Origin of the sequence: Streptomyces sp. NPDC097595 (assembly GCF_044761525.1) — a bacterium.
Lineage (GTDB): Bacteria > Actinomycetota > Actinomycetes > Streptomycetales > Streptomycetaceae > Streptomyces > Streptomyces drozdowiczii_A.
On sequence record NZ_JBIWCN010000024.1, the window covers coordinates 23,570 to 39,351 of the forward strand.

Here is a 15,782-nt window from a genome sequence, read left to right on the forward strand (position 1 = left end):
GCTCACCCCGACCCGCCAGCGGTACAGCACAGGGAGACAGCAAGTGCCGGAGAACGCGACAGAGGTGACCGCCGCCGGGATCGCCCGCCTGGCGGGCGTGGGGCGCGCCGCCGTCAGCAACTGGCGCCGACGGCACGCCGACTTCCCCCAGCCCGTGGGCGGCACCGAGACCAGCCCGTCCTTCGCCCTGCCCGAGGTCGAGCGGTGGCTCCGCGACCAGGGCAAGCTGGTCGAGGTCCCCCTCCGCGAACGCGTCTGGCAGCAGCTCGCCGGTCACCCGGCGGGCCCCGTCACCGCCCTCGTCCACACCGGCTGCGCCCTGCTCCTGGTGAACCGCAGCCCCGCCGCCTGGCGGGAGATCACCGGTGTGTCCGACGAACGCATGGCCGGGGTGCTCTCCCTCGCCCTGGACGACGCCCTCGCCGACCGCTTCGGGCCCGCCGGGAACGGGCGCGCCGTCCGCACCCCGGACCGCGCCGAGCTCCTGCCGTCCGTGCCACTGCTGCGCGGCGCCGCCGAGCTGGCCGCCGGGACCGGCGTCGGAGAGGCGTACGAATTCCTGCTCGGCCGTCAGCTCGACGCCAACCCGCGCCAGTACACGCTGACCCCGCCCGGACTCGCCGAACTGATGGCGGAGCTGGCCGGCACCGGCGGACCGGACGTGCGCAGGGTGCTCGACCCGGCGGCGGGCACCGGCGCCCTGCTGATGGCCGCCCTCGGCCCGGCGGACGCCTCGGGAGGCCCCGCCGCCACCGGCCGCCCCGCCGCCACAAGCCGCCCCACCGCCCTCCACGCACAGGAGAGCGACCCCGGCCTCGCCGCCGTCACCGCGCTCCGCCTCGCCCTGCGCACGGCGGACACCTCGCGCACCGCCCCTGCCGCCCGCACGCTCGACGTGCGCACCGGGGACACCCTGCGCACCGACGCCTTCCCGGGCCTGGCCGCCGACGCGGTGCTCTGCCACCCCCCGTTCAACGAGCGCAACTGGGGCCACGACGAACTCGCCTACGACCCCCGCTGGGAGTACGGCTTCCCCGCCCGCACCGAGTCCGAACTCGCCTGGGTGCAGCACGCGCTGGCCCGGCTGCGCGACGGCGGCACCGCCGTCCTCCTGATGCCGCCCGCCGCCGCGTCCCGCCGCTCCGGCCGCCGCATCCGCGCCGACCTCCTGCGCCGGGGCGCCCTGCGCGCCGTCATCGCGCTCCCGGCCGGCGCCGCACCCCCGTACGGCATCCCGCTCCACCTGTGGGTGCTCCGCAGGCCCGGCGCCGAGCCGCAGCCCACCCCCGAACTGCTGCTGATCGACACCGCCGAGCCCGCCGAGCAGACCACCGGCGGCGGCCGGGACCGCCTCGACCTGACCGCTCTGCGCCACGCGGTACTCGACGCCTGGCACGCGTACGAGGGGCAGCGCCCGCAGCCCACGGCACCGCACTCCGCCGCCGCCCGCACCGTCCCCGTCATCGAACTCCTCGACGACGACGTCGATCTCGCCCCCGCCCGCCACCTCCCGTCCCCCGCCGCCACCGGCGGGCCCGCCGAGCTGGCCGGCGTACGGGAGCGGCTGACCACGACGCTGGGCCTCGCCACGAGCCTCACCCCGCCGCCCCCGGCCCCCACCGCACCCGCGCACCGCCCGCTCACCACCATCGGCGAACTCGCCCGGGCCGGCGCCCTCCAGCTGCGCCACGGAGGCGCGGGCACCGGGAACGGCCCCGTCCTCACCGAGCACGACGTGCTGGGCGGCACCCCGCCGTCCGGCGTTCCGTCCGCCGGCGGCGCCCCCGAGGAGCCCGTCCTGGTCGAGGCGGGCGACGTCGTCGTGCCCGTGCTCGGCGGCGTCACCGTCGTCCGGGTCGTGGACGAGGCCACCGCGGGCGCCGCGCTCGGCCGCAACCTCCAACTGCTGCGCCCCGACCCGGCCGTGCTCGACCCCTGGTTCCTCGCCGGCTTCCTGCGCGGCACCACCAACAACCGGCAGGCCAGCAGCCACGCCTCCACCGCGACCCGGCTCGACGCCCGCCGCCTCCAACTGCGGCGCCTGCCCCTGGCGGAGCAGCGGCGCTACGGCGAACGGTTCCGCGCGCTCGCCGCGTTCGAGGACGCGCTGCGGCTCGCCGGACGGCTCGGCGGACAGCTCGTCCAGGGCCTCTACGACGGCCTGACGGACGGTACGGTCACGCCGGAGTGACCGGAACCACAACGGTTCCGCACAACCCCAAGCCCTCTGTCGGTGTCGCCCCTTACGCTCGGATCCGCACGCACGCCCGTGTGCGCGCGGACGTTTCACGACCAGGCAATCCAGGAGCAGCCATGTACGCCCCGGGTCTTCCGCCCACGGCGCCGCGCCGAGTCCCCGGCAGGGCCTGGATCGTCTCCATGCGCGTGCTGTTCATCCTGCTCGCGGTCTGCTCCTTGGGCTTTGTGCTGTGGGCCCCGCTGCTCAGGCTCGCGTTCGTCCGCCGCCGTGCCCTCGACTGGTGGACGGCCGGCGCCGGCTTCGTGTTCACCTGTGTGGTGATCGCCGTGCTCGGCAGGAACGAGCCGGACGTGGAGGCGGACAGCCTCGACAGCGCGTTCATAGCGCTGCAGCTCCTGGTCCTCGCGGCCGTCTGTGTGTACTACCTCGTCGCCGACGTACGTTTCTACGCGCGCCTGACCGGGAAGGGCACCGGACTTCCCCACCAGGTGTCCGGCTACGCGTACGTCACCACCGTGCCCACACCGCCGTACGGACAGCCGCAGCCCTACCCGCCGCACCCCGGGCAGCAGCAGCCCTACCCGCTTCCCCTCACGCGCTGCCCCCAACCCGAGGACGCCCGCCCCGCCCCGCCCCAGCGCATCGACCAGGTCCGCGCCGAGCTCGACGAGCTGAGCGACTACCTCCGCAAGGAGGAGGGCCGGTGAGCGGTCGCCTCATCGGCGGGCGGTACGAGCTGGCGACGATCCTCGGCCAGGGCGGCATGGGCCAGGTCTGGACGGCCTACGACCAGCGCCTCGACCGCCGGGTCGCCGTCAAGCTGCTGCGCCCCGACCGGGTCACCGGACCCATCGGCAGCGAGGCCGCCGACGAGCTGCGCCGCCGCTTCGTCCGCGAGTGCCGGGTCACCGCACAGGTCGACCACCCGGGCCTGGTCACCGTGCACGACGCCGGCAGCGACGGCGACGACCTGTTCCTCGTCATGCAGTACGTGGAGGGCGCCGACCTCGGCGACCACCTCGCCGAACACGACCCCTACCCCTGGCCCTGGGCCGTCGCGGTGGCCGCGCAGCTGTGCGCCGTCCTCAGCGCCGTGCACGCCGTGCCGATCGTCCACCGCGACCTCAAGCCCCGTAACGTGATGGTCCGTCCGGACGGCACCGTGCTCGTCCTCGACCTCGGCGTCGCGTCCGTCCTCGACACCGACACCACCCGCCTCACGCACACCGGCTCGCCCATCGGCTCCCCGGCCTACATGGCCCCCGAGCAGGCCATGGGCGGCGCGGTCGGCCCGTACACCGACCTCTACGCCCTCGGCGTCCTCCTGCACGAACTGCTCAGCGGCGACGTGCCGTTCGCCGGGTCCACCGCCCTCGGCGTGCTGCACCGGCACCTGTACGAACCGCCGGTGCCGGTCCGGCAGATCCGGCCCGACATCCCCGAGCCGCTGGAGACGCTCGTGCTGCGGTTGCTCGCGAAGGACCCGCAGCACCGCCCGGCCAGCGCCCAGGAGGTGTACGAACACCTCGCCCCGCTGCTGCCCGCGCGCGGCTCCCGGCCGCCCGCCGGGCCGCTCGACCCCACCCGCCCCTTCCTGCGCCCGCACGCCCCCTGGCCCGACCGCGCCACGGTCCCGCCCCCGGCCATGCCCGCGACCCCGCCCGCCCGGACGGACGTCGCCGCAGCCGTGGACGAGGTCAAGCGGCTCCTCGGCGAGGGCCGCATCACCCAGGCCGTGGACATGCTCGGCGGGCTCCTCCCGGTCGCGGCCGAACAGCACGGGTCCGGCTCCCCGGTGGTCCGCATCCTGCGCAAGCAGTACGCCGCGACCCTCATGGACGACGGCCAGTACCGCCGCGCCCTGCCCGAACTGCGCCGGCTCGCCGACGACCGCGCCGCCGAGGCGGGCCCCGCCGACCCGCAGACCCTCGGCTACCGCTGCGACGTCGCCCAGTGCCTGGAACAGCTCGGCGAACCGGCCGCCGCGCTCGCGGAGTACCGCGCCGTGCTGCCGTACTACGAGAACCAGTACGCCACGGGCAACGACCCGGCACGCTCGTACGAGATCCGCCACCGCATCGGACAGCTGCTCCTCGCCCTCGGCGACCACGCGCACGCGCGCGCCCAGCTCCAGTCCCTGCTGTACGACACCGAGCGCACCTACGGCCCGCACCACCCCCTGCCCGTCGAGCTCCGCCGGCAGCTGGAACGTCAGATGGAGGTCCGGGGCGGTTGAGGAGGCCGGCTCCGGGGAACGCGTCCGGGGCCGTTCACCCGATGGCCGCCCACCGGCCACACCGGGCTCCGGAAGGCGACACATTGACCGGTTGATGTACATGGGTGCTGATCTCGCTGGTGGTGCCTTGTTTCAACGAGGAAGAGATCCTCGAACGCTTCCATGAACGCGTCACGGACGAAATGTCCCGCCTCGGGCACGCGTTCGAGGTCGTCTATATCGACGACGGAAGCGCCGACCGGACCCTGCCCCTCATCCAGGAGCTGGCCACCGCAGACCCGCGCGTCCGGTACGTCTCCTTCAGCCGCAACTTCGGCAAGGAGGCCGCGATGCTGGCCGGTCTCCAGCACGCCGAGGGGGACGCCGTCGTCCTGATGGACGCCGACCTCCAGCACCCGCCGGAGCTGGTCGGCCGCATGCTCCAGGAGCACGCCCGGGGCTACGACCAGGTCATCGCCCGCCGCACCCGCGCCGGCGACCGCGTCACGCGTACCGTCAGCGCACGCGCCTACTACTGGCTGATCAACCGCCTCGTGGACGTCGAACTGGTCGACGGCGTCGGGGACTTCCGGCTGCTGTCCCGCCGCGCGGCCGACGCCGTGCTCTCGCTCACCGAGTACAACCGCTTCTCCAAGGGCCTCTTCGCCTGGGTCGGCTTCCCCACCACGACGTTCAGTTACGAGAACGCCGTACGGGAACAGGGCCGCTCCGCCTGGACCTTCGGCAAGCTCCTCAACTACGGCCTGGACGGGCTGCTCTCCTTCAACAACAAGCCCCTGCGCGCCGCCCTCTACCTCGGCCTGCTCCTCACCTCCGTCGCCCTCGCCTACGCCGCCTGGATCGTCGGGGTCGCTCTGGTGCGAGGCGTCGACACCCCCGGTTACGTCACCCTGCTCGTCGTCGTCACCGCGCTCGCCGGGGTCCAGATGGTCCTCGCCGGGGTCGTCGGCGAATACGTCGGGCGCATCTACTACGAGGTGAAACGCCGCCCGCACTTCCTGGTCAAGGCCACCAACGCCCGGACCCGCGAAGCCGCCGAGCCGGAGCCCCGGGAGTTCGTACGCCGATGACGGTCACCGCACAAATGGCACGTTTCGCGGTCGTCGGCGCGGTGAACACCGGCACGTACTACGGCCTCTACCTGCTCCTCCTGCACTGGCTGCCGTACATCGCCGCCCATGTGCTCGCCTTCGCGCTCAGCATGATCGGCTCGTTCTTCCTGAACTCGTACTTCACGTACCGCACCCGGCCCACCTGGCGGAAGTTCCTGCTCTTCCCCCTCACCAACGCGGCCAACTTCGTCATCACCACCGGAGGCGTCTACCTCCTGGTCGACCTGGCCGGATTCAGCGCCCACTACGCCCCGCTGGTGGCCGCCGCAGCCGCCATCCCCATCACCTTCGTGGTCTCACGCACGATCATGCTGCGACCGGACACACCGCAGAAAACGGCCGAACGCGTCGGCTGAGCCGCCCGGCGGCGGCCCGCATCCCCAACTCCTCCCGAATCGTTGGTCGAATCAGTGGCCCGGACCGGTTCCACTCCCTAACATCGATCACCGCAAGGCTTTGTGCACCGCCGCACAATCTCCTCGGGAGGCTCCTTTGCACCGCCGCCGTCGCACCGCGCTCACCGTCTCCGCCGCGCTGCTCGCCGCAGCGCCGCTCCTCTCCGCCTGTGGCAGCCAGGCCCACCCCGGCGCCGCGGCCGTCGTCGGCGGCGACCGGATCACGGTGTCCACCGTGCAGGCACAGGTGGCCGACGTGCGCGAGGCACAGGGCTCGTCCCCGCAGGCCGCCCAGCTCACCGACCAGTCCGGCCAGCTGGCCCGCGCCAAGCTGCACGGGCTGATCCTGGACCGCGTCCTCGACCGGGCCGCGGCGGACGCGGGTGTCACGGTGAGCCGCGCGGAGATCCAGCAGATGCGCCAGTCGGCCGTCGCCCAGTACCAAGGCGAGAAGGGGCTCCAGCAGACCGTCCTCCAGGAGCGCTGGCTCGCCCCGGGCCAGATCGACGCCTTCCTGCGCGAGCAGATCCAGATCACCAAGCTCGGCCAGGCCCTCGGCGCCGACCCGTCCACACCCGAGGGCACCAAGGCCATCGGCGACGCGCTCACCAAGGCGTCCAAGGCGCTGAACGTCGACGTCAACCCCCGCTACGGCACCTGGGACAACCAGCAGATCCAGCTGGGCGACTACAAGGCCCCCTGGATCTCCCAGGTCACCAAGCCCGCCCAGGCGGCCGCCGAGGCCGGGGCCTGAGCCCCCTGTGACGGCCGGGGTAGATTCGGTTGTGTGAACGCTGAAGACCCCGGCCGCATCGTCCTGCTCACCGTCAGCCACCGGGTCGCGCCCGGACTGCTGTCCTGGCCCGCCTGGCAGGCGCTGCACGGCGCCGACGAGGTGCGCTGCGGCGAGCCGGAGCAGCCGCAGCTGCCGTATCTGAGCGAGGCCGGCGTCACCGTCACCCCGGGCGTGCCCGACGCCCAGGAGCTCGTGGACGCCTGCGCGGGCGGCCGGACCGTGATCGTCCTCACCGGCGGGGCGGGCAACCAGCCGCTCACCGACGGCCTGGCCCGGCTGGCCGGCTCAGGGCGGGTGCGGATGCCCGACCTGGAGCTGCTGCCCGGCGCGTACGACCTGCCGGGCGCCCGGCTCCTCGACCTCGTCCAGGTCATGGACCGCATCCGCGTCGAGTGCCCCTGGACCTCGCAGAAGACCCACAAGGGCCTCGCCAAGTACGCCATCGAGGAGGCGTACGAACTGGTCGAGGCGATCGAGGTCGGCGACCGCGAGGAACTGCGCGAGGAGCTCGGGGACGTACTGCTCCAGGTGGTCTTCCACGCGCGCATCGCGGAGGAAGGCCTTCCGGGAAGCGGTGAGGAGCCGTTCTCCGTGGACGACGTCGCCGGCACGCTCATCGAGAAGCTGATCCACCGCCACCCGCACGTCTTCGGCGACGAGACCGCCGAGACCCCGGAGGACGTCCACGCGCACTGGCTGCGCACCAAGGCGATCGAGAAGCAGCGTGAATCGGTCACCGACGGCGTACCGATCGGCCAGCCCGGCCTGGCGCTCGCCGCGAAGCTCGCGAGCCGGGTCCGTACCGCCGGACTCGACGTCCCGCTCCCCGAGGGCGACGACATCGGCTACCGCCTCCTCTCCCTCGCCGTACAGGCTCAGGAGGAGGGCATCGACCCGGAGGCCGCGCTGCGCGCAGCGGGACGCGCGTACCGGGACGCGATCCGCACGGCCGAGGGCACCGGATAACGTCGGGCTCGCCGTCTCCGCCCCCTACGCGCTGCTCACCGCCGTGAACTCCACAGGGAGCGTACGGAGGCCACGCATGATGAGGCCGCCCCGCCACCGAAGGTCACCGGGTTCTACGGCCAGCTGAACGTCGGGCAGGCGCCGGAACAGGGTCTCCAACGCGGTGCGACCCTCAAGCCGTGCGAGGGGCGCCCCCAAGCAGTAGTGGATGCCGTGCCCGTATCCGAGATGCTGGTTGTCCCGACGGGCCAGATCGAGCGAGTCCGGCTCGGGGAATCGGGCCGGATCGCGGTCGGCCGCCGCGAGAACCACGAGCACGGGATCGCCCTCACGGATCTGCGTTCCTCCGATTTCGAGGGGCTCCGTGGCGTAGCGCCAGGTGGCCAACTCCACCGGGCCGTCGAAGCGCAGCAGCTCCTCGATGGCGGTGTCCAGAAGGCGTTCGTCTCCTCGCTCGACCGCGCTCTGGAACACGGCACGCTGCGAGGGGTTCCGGAAGAACGCGTGCGCGCTGTTGCCGATCAGGTTGATGGTCGTCTCGAAACCCGCGAAGAGGATCACGAAGCACATCGCGGCAGCCTCGTTCTCGGTGAGATGCTCGCCGTGGTCGCTCGCCCGGATCAGTGCTGAGATCAGGTCGTCGCCGGGGTTCTCCCGCTTGCGGTGGATCAGCTCCGCGAGGTAGGCGCGGATCTTCTTCACGGACCGGGCGACCCCACCGCGTGGGCCGCCGCCGTGCCGGATCATCATGCCGGCCCAGTCCCTGAAGTCGTTCTGATCCTCCTCAGGTACGCCGAGCAGATCGCAAATGGCGTAGATGGGAAGCGGAAAGGCGAAGTCATGGATCAGATCCGCCTCCCCCTTCGCTGCGAAGTCATCGATGAGCCGGTCCGCCAACTCCTGTACGCGGGGTCCGAAAGCGGCGATTGTTCGGGGCGTGAACGCCTTGGACACCAGTCGACGCAGCCGTGTGTGGTCGGGCGGGTCGATGTTCAGCAGATGCGTCATGAGGTTGGCACCGCGCTCTCCCGGGATGCCGGTCTTGCTCTTGCCCTGGGCGTCCTTCGCGTGGTGAGCCGGATTCTTCGAGAGACGGCTGTCCGCGAGGGCCTGCCGCGCGTCCGCGTAACGGGTGACGAGCCATGCCTCCACACCGCTCGGCAAGGTCGTCCGGTGTACGGGGCTGTGCTCCCTCAGCCAGGCGTAGGCGGGGTACGGGTCGGTGGCGAACTCCCAGGTGAAGAGTTCGGGCGGCGGGGTGCGGTTCACACGTCGACGGTATCCGGCCCCGTGGTTTCGGTCTTGCCGCAGACGACCGTGGGATGGGTACGACGATCGCCCCACACGAACGAGTGATGGGCTGCCCATATCCGAAGGAAGTGCTCGTATGCGCAGCATATTCTCTTCCGGAAATGGCACCGGCCTCACAGCGCTTGGTAGAGCGCCATGAGGCCGAAACCTTCCCGGCGGTGCGTCAACACCCTGGGGACGGAACAGTCTCGGAGGACTGAACATGCCCATTGTGGCACGCCTACGCCTGCCCGCTTCAGCTGTGATCGTCGTGGCGAAGTACGCACGAGTCTCCACCGCCGAGCAGCTCGACGGCTTCGGCCTCGAAGATCAGAACCGGATCTCCAACGGTTGGCTCGCCCGTCATCCGGAGGCCACGGTTTACGACCATTACGTGGATGAGGCCGTGTCCGGCGCGCTGGAGAGCAGGCCCGAGGTGGATCGCCTCGTCCGCGACGCGCGTCGAGGATGCTTCAACCGCATCCTCGTCCCCGCAGTGGACCGAGTCGGCCGCACGGCGCGTGCCGCGTACCAGTGGGCCTGGGACATGGCAGACCTGGGTGTCCATTTCCTCTCGGCCAGTGAGGACATCGACACCAGCACGGAGACCGGATGGTCCCGGTTCATGCGACACGTCACCCTTTCCGAAATGGAGTGGCGGCGCATCAGGGAACGAACGTGCGCCGGTCGTGAGCTGAAGATCAGCTATGGAGGCTGGCCCGGCGGCCCCGCCCCCTTCGGCTACAGGATCGCGAAGGACACGACAACGGTGGGAGGGCGGCAGAAGACGTTCAGTGTTCTGGTCACCGATGACTACGAGTCCAGGGTGCTCTTCGCTGCCACCGAGTTCATCGTCGACCGGGGTATGAACGTTTCCGAGGCGGCCGAGGAACTGAACGCGCGGGGGCTTCTCACCCGCAGTGGCGTGCCGTGGGGTGCGGCGAATCTCCGCAACCGCCTGCACAGCGAGACTATCCACCGCGGCTACGTCGTCTATCGCAAGACAAACCGAGGTGCTGGTAAGAACAACACTCGGCTCCACGAAGACGGCAGCCCCCTCCACGGTGACCCGGTCAGGATGGGTGTTCCGCCCATTCTGTCCGAGGAGCGCGCCCGCCAGCTCATGGAGACGCTCAGAAGCATCGGCTTCCAGAACGGTCGCATCAACGACCGGATCTATCCCCTGAGCGGCCGGATCGACAGTCTCTGCGGGTCGGTCTACACCGGCATGGGGCGGGGGAGCAGGAAAGCGCGTGGCTACCGCTGCAAGGGCTCGGTCGGGGAAGGGGGTGCCTGTCAAGAGCCGCACTTCGACGCGGCGGAGCTGGAAGCTGCCGTCTGGACCCAACTGGCCGAGCTCATGAAGGACAAGGACCAGCCGTGGGCGAGGGTAGCCGAGTGCCTCAGCAGCCCGCAGGGGGACAAGGAGAAGTACGAGAAGCGGGTACGCGTTCTCGCCGACGACATCGCGGTGCGAGAGGACCTCATCCACCGGCAGGTGCCCGCATACCTGGCAGCCGGCATCGATCCCCTTGTGCTCAAGGCCGGGCTCAAGGCGATGGAGCAGGAGCTGGAGGAGTGCAGAAGGCAGAAGGAAATCGCCGGGCAATGGCTGCGGGCACAAGCCGATCACCAGTGGCAGGCGGGGAAACTTGCCGCCCTCGCGAGCAACGCGAGCGAGGGTCTCGACAGCATGACGCCGGACGAGCGCAAGGAGCTGTGCGACTTCCTCAACGTCCGTGTCACACCTCGGGCGATGGGTAAGGCGGGTAGGTCCGGCATCAGGTGCGAGGTCAGGGCGTGGCATCACGAGACGGGGACGTTGGTACCTCCCGACCCGACGGGTGAGGAGTGGGAAGCGGTTATGGCGATATTGCGCCGGTTCCTCCCCGAGAAGTCGAAAAAGCACTTCATCTCGAAGTACGACATTCGGGTCCAGTTCTCCGGCATGCTCCACAGGTTGCGGAGCGGCTTGTCGTGGGTCGAGATGCCGCTTATCTGGGGGCCGATCAACCCCATGAGAGAGCGCCAGCTCTTCTGGTGGAAGCGGGGAGCCTGGCCGGAGATCATGGCAGTTCTGGGAGCGGACCGCCGGGGTGTGGAGGCGTACTGGCATTCAGTGCTGCCGCAGCTCACCGTCACCGTTCAACCGCGTGAAGGACTGCCGGGGCAGGTGCGCAGTGACGCTCTCGATGCCGGTACAGCGCTGTGAGGCGGCAGGTCCGGCGCTTCTCCGAGGCTGTGGAAGGGGCATGCGCGGGCGGCTGAAAGTGACACTCCGTCAAGTCTGTGACTTTCGCGTGATCTCTACTGCATCGACTTGTGACTCACGTTCGAGTTTCGCTAGGTTCACCGTTCGACTCACCAGTCGCTTGTCAGTCACACGGAAGGCATCTCCCATGGGCTCCGCGAACGGCAGACACCGCCGCCCTCGTCAGGCACCCGCCATCGTGGTCGCCGCAGGCGTCACCGGCTCGGCCATCGCCATCCCGCTGCTCGGCGCCGCGAGCGCGCACGCCGCGGACACCGCGACCTGGGACCGGGTGGCCGACTGCGAGAGCGGCGGGATGTGGAGCGCCGACCTCGGCAACGGCTCCTACGGCGGTCTCCAGTTCACGCCGGAGCTGTGGAAGGCGTACGGCGGTGAGGCGTACGCGGAGCGCGCCGACCTCGCCAGCCGCTCGCAGCAGATCGCGGTGGCCGAGCGGGTCCTGGCCGCCAAGGGCCCGAAGGCGTGGCCCAGCTGTGCGGTGATCTCCGGGCTCACCAAGGCCGCGGGCAAGGCGGACGTGGACCCGGGTGACACGGGCGCGGACGAGCCCACCCGGGGTGCGGACTCGGGCCTCGACGCCGGTCTCGGCGCCGACCCGGTGGACGACGCGTCCTCGGGCTCGGCGGCCACCCCCTCGGACGAGGCGTCCGGCGGCGCGACCACGGACAAGAAGGCCGGTAAGAGCTCCGGCAAGCACGCGGGCAAGAGCGCCGAGGGCGACGCCACCGCCTCCCCGTCCGCCGACCCCTCGGGCGCCCCGTCCGCCGACCCGACCGCCTCGGCAGACCCGTCCACCACGCCCTCGGCCGACCCCTCCGCGGACCCCTCCGGGGGCGCGACGGACGACGCGCGGGCGAAGGGCGGCAAGCACCGGGGCACCCCGGCCGCCGAGGACACCGCCGGGACGGCCGACGGGCGCGACGCGGGCCGGCACGCCTCGCGGGGTGACGGCGACGCACGCGACAGCGCCACGCGGCCGGCTGACGGCACGTACACCGTGCGGCCGGGTGACAACCTCTGGGCGATCGCCGACGCGCAGGACCTGCCCGGCGGCTGGCCCGGGCTGTACGAGGCGAACAAGGCCGAGGTGGGCTCCGACCCGGACCTCATCCTGCCCGGTCAGAACCTCGATCTGGGCCTGGGCGACCCGGCCCAGGACAAGGTCGCCGAGAGCGCCGGATGAGCCGTTAGAGCCCCTTGTGCTTTGGGTGGTTTAAGAGGCCCATGTCCCACTTTTGACCGAGTGAGACATGGGTCTCTTTGTGTGAACTCACGCCCCTTGTCCGGGAGGTCCCGCCGCATCCGTTCCGACCTGCACAAATGAGGGTTCATCGGATGCTCTTACGGGATGATTATCCGGTATGTCCTTCTTTGAATATGACCGGTGGGTGTGATTACGGTCAGAACCGCTCGCACCGCGGGCCCCGTCGACCGTCACGCCGAATCCTGCCGTCGGTCGAAGGGAACAGACGCGCAAGCGCCGTAGGCAGGAGCGGGGGACCCAGGTAGGCGCTGGGCCCGGACGTCGGGAGACGTATCGGGGCCGGCTAGGGGTGAAGTCGCGCCAGGAGCGCGGCCGGGCAACTCACTTGGCCCGAACCCGACAGCTCACCTCGCAGGCGTCGGTGAGGAGAAGACTCGATGCTGCTCAACCGCAAGGGCAACAAGCACCGCCGCCCCTCCAAGGCCGTCCGCGTCGCGACGCTCGCCGGTGTCGCCGGTGCCGCCGTCGCCGTGCCGCTGATGGGCGCGACCAACGCCTCCGCCGCCTCCGTCTCCACGTGGGACGCCGTCGCCCAGTGCGAGTCCGGTGGCAACTGGTCGATCAACACCGGCAACGGCTACTACGGCGGCCTGCAGTTCTCGCAGTCCAGCTGGGCCGCCGCCGGCGGTACGCAGTACGCGCCCCGCGCCGACCTGGCCACCAAGGCCCAGCAGATCGCCACCGCCGAGAAGCTCCTCGACCTCCAGGGCCCGGGCGCCTGGTCCTGCGCCGGTGCCGGCAACCTGACCAACGACGGTGTCGACCCGGGCGTCGACACCGGCTCCGGTGCCGCGAAGCAGGAGGCCGCCCCCAAGCAGGAGGCCGCCCCGAAGAAGGCCGAGCGCACCGAGGCCCCGGCCACCAACCGCTCCGACCGCGCGGACGCCCCGAAGAAGACGGTCACCACGCCCACCGGCAAGAAGGTCGCCAAGGGTGACGGCGAGTACAAGGTCGTCGCCGGTGACACGCTGAGCAAGATCGCCGCCGACCACCACGTCAAGGGTGGCTGGGCGAAGCTGTTCAAGCTGAACAAGGACATCGTCCAGGACGCCGACCTGATCTACCCGGGTCAGCAGCTCCACCTGACGAAGTAACGAAGCAACCGCGATCCCTCCTCGCTGATCGCTCAGGCCGCCCCGGCCCGGCACGCACTCTCCCCCCGTGTGTGCCGGGCCGGGGCACGCCGCATCAAGGGCGTCCGCACCTCGTGGACCGTTCAACTGTTGTAGTTACTGGCCAGTAAATATTTGGCGTTATACACCGGTATGCCCGTCCTTGGGTCCTTTTTCGTCCCAGGGGACGGGCGGTCGGCCGACGCAGACGGCCGGGCCGGTTAGGCTCTTGTCGCAAGGCCAAAGTGACCCTGCACAACCAGCGTCATATCCCAGAAGGAGATGCCTCGTGCCGTCCATCGACGTCGTCGTAGCCCGGGAAATCCTCGACTCCCGGGGCAACCCCACGGTCGAGGTCGAGGTCGGCCTCGACGACGGCAGCACCGGTCGTGCTGCTGTTCCGTCCGGCGCCTCCACCGGCGCGTTCGAGGCCATTGAGCTTCGCGACGGCGACCCCAACCGCTACCAGGGCAAGGGCGTCGAGAAGGCCGTCCTGGCCGTGATCGAGCAGATCGGCCCGGAGCTCGTCGGCTACGACGCCACCGAGCAGCGCCTCATCGACCAGGCGATGTTCGACCTGGACGCCACGGAGAACAAGGGCTCGCTCGGCGCCAACGCCATCCTCGGCGTCTCCCTCGCCGTCGCCCACGCCGCCTCCGAGGCCAGCGACCTCCCGCTGTTCCGCTACCTCGGCGGCCCGAACGCGCACCTGCTGCCCGTTCCGATGATGAACATCCTGAACGGCGGCTCGCACGCCGACTCCAACGTGGACATCCAGGAGTTCATGATCGCGCCCATCGGCGCCGAGTCCTTCTCCGAGGCCCTGCGCTGGGGCGCCGAGGTCTACCACACGCTGAAGAAGGTCCTCAAGACCAAGGGCCTGTCCACCGGCCTCGGCGACGAGGGCGGCTTCGCGCCGAACCTGGAGTCCAACCGCGCCGCCCTCGACCTCATCCTTGAGGCCATCAAGGAGGCCGGTTACGCCCCGGGCAAGGACATCGCGCTCGCGCTCGACGTCGCCGCCTCGGAGTTCTACAAGGACGGCAAGTACGAGTTCGAGGGCAAGTCCCGCTCGGCCGCCGAGATGACCGAGTACTACGAGGAGCTCGTCTCCGCGTACCCGCTGGTCTCCATCGAGGACCCGCTGTACGAGGACGACTGGGCCGGCTGGAAGATCATCACCGACAAGCTGGGCGCCAAGGTCCAGATCGTCGGCGACGACCTCTTCGTCACCAACCCGGAGCGCCTGGCCCGCGGCATCGAGGAGGGCTCCGCCAACGCCCTGCTCGTCAAGGTCAACCAGATCGGTTCGCTGACCGAGACCCTGGACGCCGTCGAGCTCGCCCAGCGCAACGGCTTCAAGTGCATGATGTCGCACCGCTCCGGCGAGACCGAGGACGTCACCATCGCCGACCTCGCCGTCGCCGTGAACTGCGGTCAGATCAAGACCGGCGCCCCGGCCCGCTCGGACCGCGTCGCCAAGTACAACCAGCTGCTGCGCATCGAGGAGATCCTCGACGACGCCGCGGTGTACGCGGGCCGCTCGGCGTTCCCGCGCTTCAAGGGCTGACGCCCCTCGCGGGTACCCCCCGCCTCCGTCCGTCCCCGCACCCGGTCACGTACCGTGTGCGGGGACGGACGTCGTAATGGGGAGGCGGGAACATGGCCGTGAAGGACAGGGACCGGTTCTCCACCGCGACCCGGCTGCGGCTGCTCGGTGAGCAGACCGCCGCCCGCGTCTACCGGTCCCAGAACCGGCGCCAGGCCCGCCGCTCCCGGCTCACCGGCCGGGCAGCCTTCCTGGCCCTGGTCGTCTGCTCCCTGGTCGTCGCCCTCGCGTATCCGATGCGGCAGTACGTGTCGCAGCGCGACGAGATCGCCGACCAGCGCAGGCTGGCCCGCGAGGCCGAGGCGCGCACCGAGGAGCTGCGGGACCAGAAGGCCCGGCTCCAGGACGACGCGTACATCAAGCGGCTGGCCCGCGAGCACCTGCACTACGTTCTTCCCGGGGAGACCGGCTACACCGTGGTCGACCCCGACGCGGTCAAGGAGCGCAACGGGAAGCCGGCCGAGACGGACCGGCCCTGGCACTCCAACCTGTGGGACGGCGTGGACAGCGCCGACCGCGGCTGACGGCCG

At 70.8% G+C, this 15,782-nt stretch carries 13 protein-coding genes and 1 riboswitch; of the genes, 12 read left to right on the forward strand and 1 reads right to left on the reverse strand.

Annotated features, from left to right (window positions below; all coding sequences use genetic code 11):
- Nucleotides 1–43 precede the first annotated feature (43 nt).
- The 7 genes from ACIQZN_RS30045 to ACIQZN_RS30075 all read left to right on the forward strand — a co-directional run bounded on the left by ACIQZN_RS30045 (nt 44) and on the right by ACIQZN_RS30075 (nt 7,705).
- Complete coding sequence (locus tag ACIQZN_RS30045; RefSeq protein ID WP_404000446.1) at nt 44–2,191, forward strand: class I SAM-dependent DNA methyltransferase; 2,148 nt, start codon at nt 44–46, stop codon at nt 2,189–2,191.
- A 122-nt stretch (nt 2,192–2,313) separates the two neighbouring features.
- Nucleotides 2,314–2,907: a hypothetical protein gene (locus ACIQZN_RS30050; protein WP_404000448.1), complete on the forward strand. Its 594-nt coding sequence runs from the start codon at nt 2,314–2,316 to the stop codon at nt 2,905–2,907.
- Nucleotides 2,904–4,436: a protein kinase gene (locus ACIQZN_RS30055; protein WP_404000451.1), complete on the forward strand. Its 1,533-nt coding sequence runs from the start codon at nt 2,904–2,906 to the stop codon at nt 4,434–4,436. Before ACIQZN_RS30050 ends, ACIQZN_RS30055 begins: the two co-directional genes overlap by 4 nt.
- 104 nt (nt 4,437–4,540) lie before the next feature.
- A complete protein-coding gene (locus ACIQZN_RS30060; RefSeq protein ID WP_404000453.1) occupies nt 4,541–5,506 on the forward strand; it encodes a glycosyltransferase family 2 protein in 966 nt (321 codons plus the stop codon).
- Between the two features lie 14 nt (nt 5,507–5,520).
- Nucleotides 5,521–5,904 carry a GtrA family protein gene (locus ACIQZN_RS30065; protein ID WP_404000456.1) on the forward strand — a complete coding sequence of 128 codons (384 nt, stop codon included), beginning with the start codon at nt 5,521–5,523 and terminating at the stop codon, nt 5,902–5,904.
- A 136-nt stretch (nt 5,905–6,040) separates the two neighbouring features.
- The gene (locus ACIQZN_RS30070) at nt 6,041–6,697 is read left to right on the forward strand and encodes a SurA N-terminal domain-containing protein (RefSeq protein WP_404000459.1); all 657 of its coding nucleotides are present in this window, start codon (nt 6,041–6,043) and stop codon (nt 6,695–6,697) included.
- A gap of 33 nt (nt 6,698–6,730) precedes the next feature.
- A complete protein-coding gene (locus ACIQZN_RS30075) occupies nt 6,731–7,705 on the forward strand; it encodes a nucleoside triphosphate pyrophosphohydrolase (protein ID WP_404000462.1) in 975 nt (324 codons plus the stop codon).
- A gap of 24 nt (nt 7,706–7,729) precedes the next feature.
- On the opposite strand, the gene ACIQZN_RS30080 is transcribed toward ACIQZN_RS30075, so the two are convergent.
- On the reverse strand, nt 7,730–8,974 hold the full coding sequence (locus tag ACIQZN_RS30080; RefSeq protein WP_404000464.1) for a cytochrome P450: 1,245 nt from the start codon (nt 8,972–8,974) through the stop codon (nt 7,730–7,732).
- A gap of 244 nt (nt 8,975–9,218) precedes the next feature.
- Between ACIQZN_RS30080 and ACIQZN_RS30085 the strand changes: the two genes are divergently transcribed.
- The 5 genes from ACIQZN_RS30085 (at nt 9,219) to ACIQZN_RS30105 (ending at nt 15,776) form a co-directional block, all read left to right on the forward strand.
- Nucleotides 9,219–11,207, forward strand: a complete 1,989-nt coding sequence (locus ACIQZN_RS30085) for a recombinase family protein (RefSeq protein WP_404000467.1) — start codon at nt 9,219–9,221, stop codon at nt 11,205–11,207.
- Between the two features lie 187 nt (nt 11,208–11,394).
- A complete protein-coding gene (locus ACIQZN_RS30090) occupies nt 11,395–12,450 on the forward strand; it encodes a transglycosylase family protein (protein WP_404000470.1) in 1,056 nt (351 codons plus the stop codon).
- 285 nt (nt 12,451–12,735) lie between these two features.
- A riboswitch (cyclic di-AMP (ydaO/yuaA leader) is annotated at nt 12,736–12,904 on the forward strand.
- Nucleotides 12,905–12,908: 4 nt separating this feature from the next.
- Nucleotides 12,909–13,625, forward strand: a complete 717-nt coding sequence (locus ACIQZN_RS30095) for a transglycosylase family protein (protein ID WP_404000472.1) — start codon at nt 12,909–12,911, stop codon at nt 13,623–13,625.
- 307 nt (nt 13,626–13,932) lie between these two features.
- Nucleotides 13,933–15,213 (forward strand): phosphopyruvate hydratase, encoded by a 1,281-nt coding sequence (eno, locus tag ACIQZN_RS30100; protein ID WP_353792972.1) that lies wholly within the window; start codon nt 13,933–13,935, stop codon nt 15,211–15,213.
- Nucleotides 15,214–15,305: 92 nt separating this feature from the next.
- Nucleotides 15,306–15,776, forward strand: a complete 471-nt coding sequence (locus ACIQZN_RS30105) for a septum formation initiator family protein (RefSeq protein WP_073864850.1) — start codon at nt 15,306–15,308, stop codon at nt 15,774–15,776.
- Nucleotides 15,777–15,782 lie beyond the last annotated feature (6 nt).

What these genes read in the sequence shown, in the direction of transcription:
- ACIQZN_RS30090 (WP_404000470.1), top strand. Translation starts at nt 11,395, where the DNA reads ATGGGCTCCGCGAACGGCAGACACCGCCGCCCTCGTCAGGCACCCGCC.
- ACIQZN_RS30050 (WP_404000448.1), top strand. Translation starts at nt 2,314, where the DNA reads ATGTACGCCCCGGGTCTTCCGCCCACGGCGCCGCGCCGAGTCCCCGGC.
- ACIQZN_RS30065 (WP_404000456.1), top strand. Translation starts at nt 5,521, where the DNA reads ATGGCACGTTTCGCGGTCGTCGGCGCGGTGAACACCGGCACGTACTAC.
- ACIQZN_RS30105 (WP_073864850.1), top strand. Translation starts at nt 15,306, where the DNA reads ATGGCCGTGAAGGACAGGGACCGGTTCTCCACCGCGACCCGGCTGCGG.
- ACIQZN_RS30085 (WP_404000467.1), top strand. Translation starts at nt 9,219, where the DNA reads ATGCCCATTGTGGCACGCCTACGCCTGCCCGCTTCAGCTGTGATCGTC.
- ACIQZN_RS30095 (WP_404000472.1), top strand. Translation starts at nt 12,909, where the DNA reads ATGCTGCTCAACCGCAAGGGCAACAAGCACCGCCGCCCCTCCAAGGCC.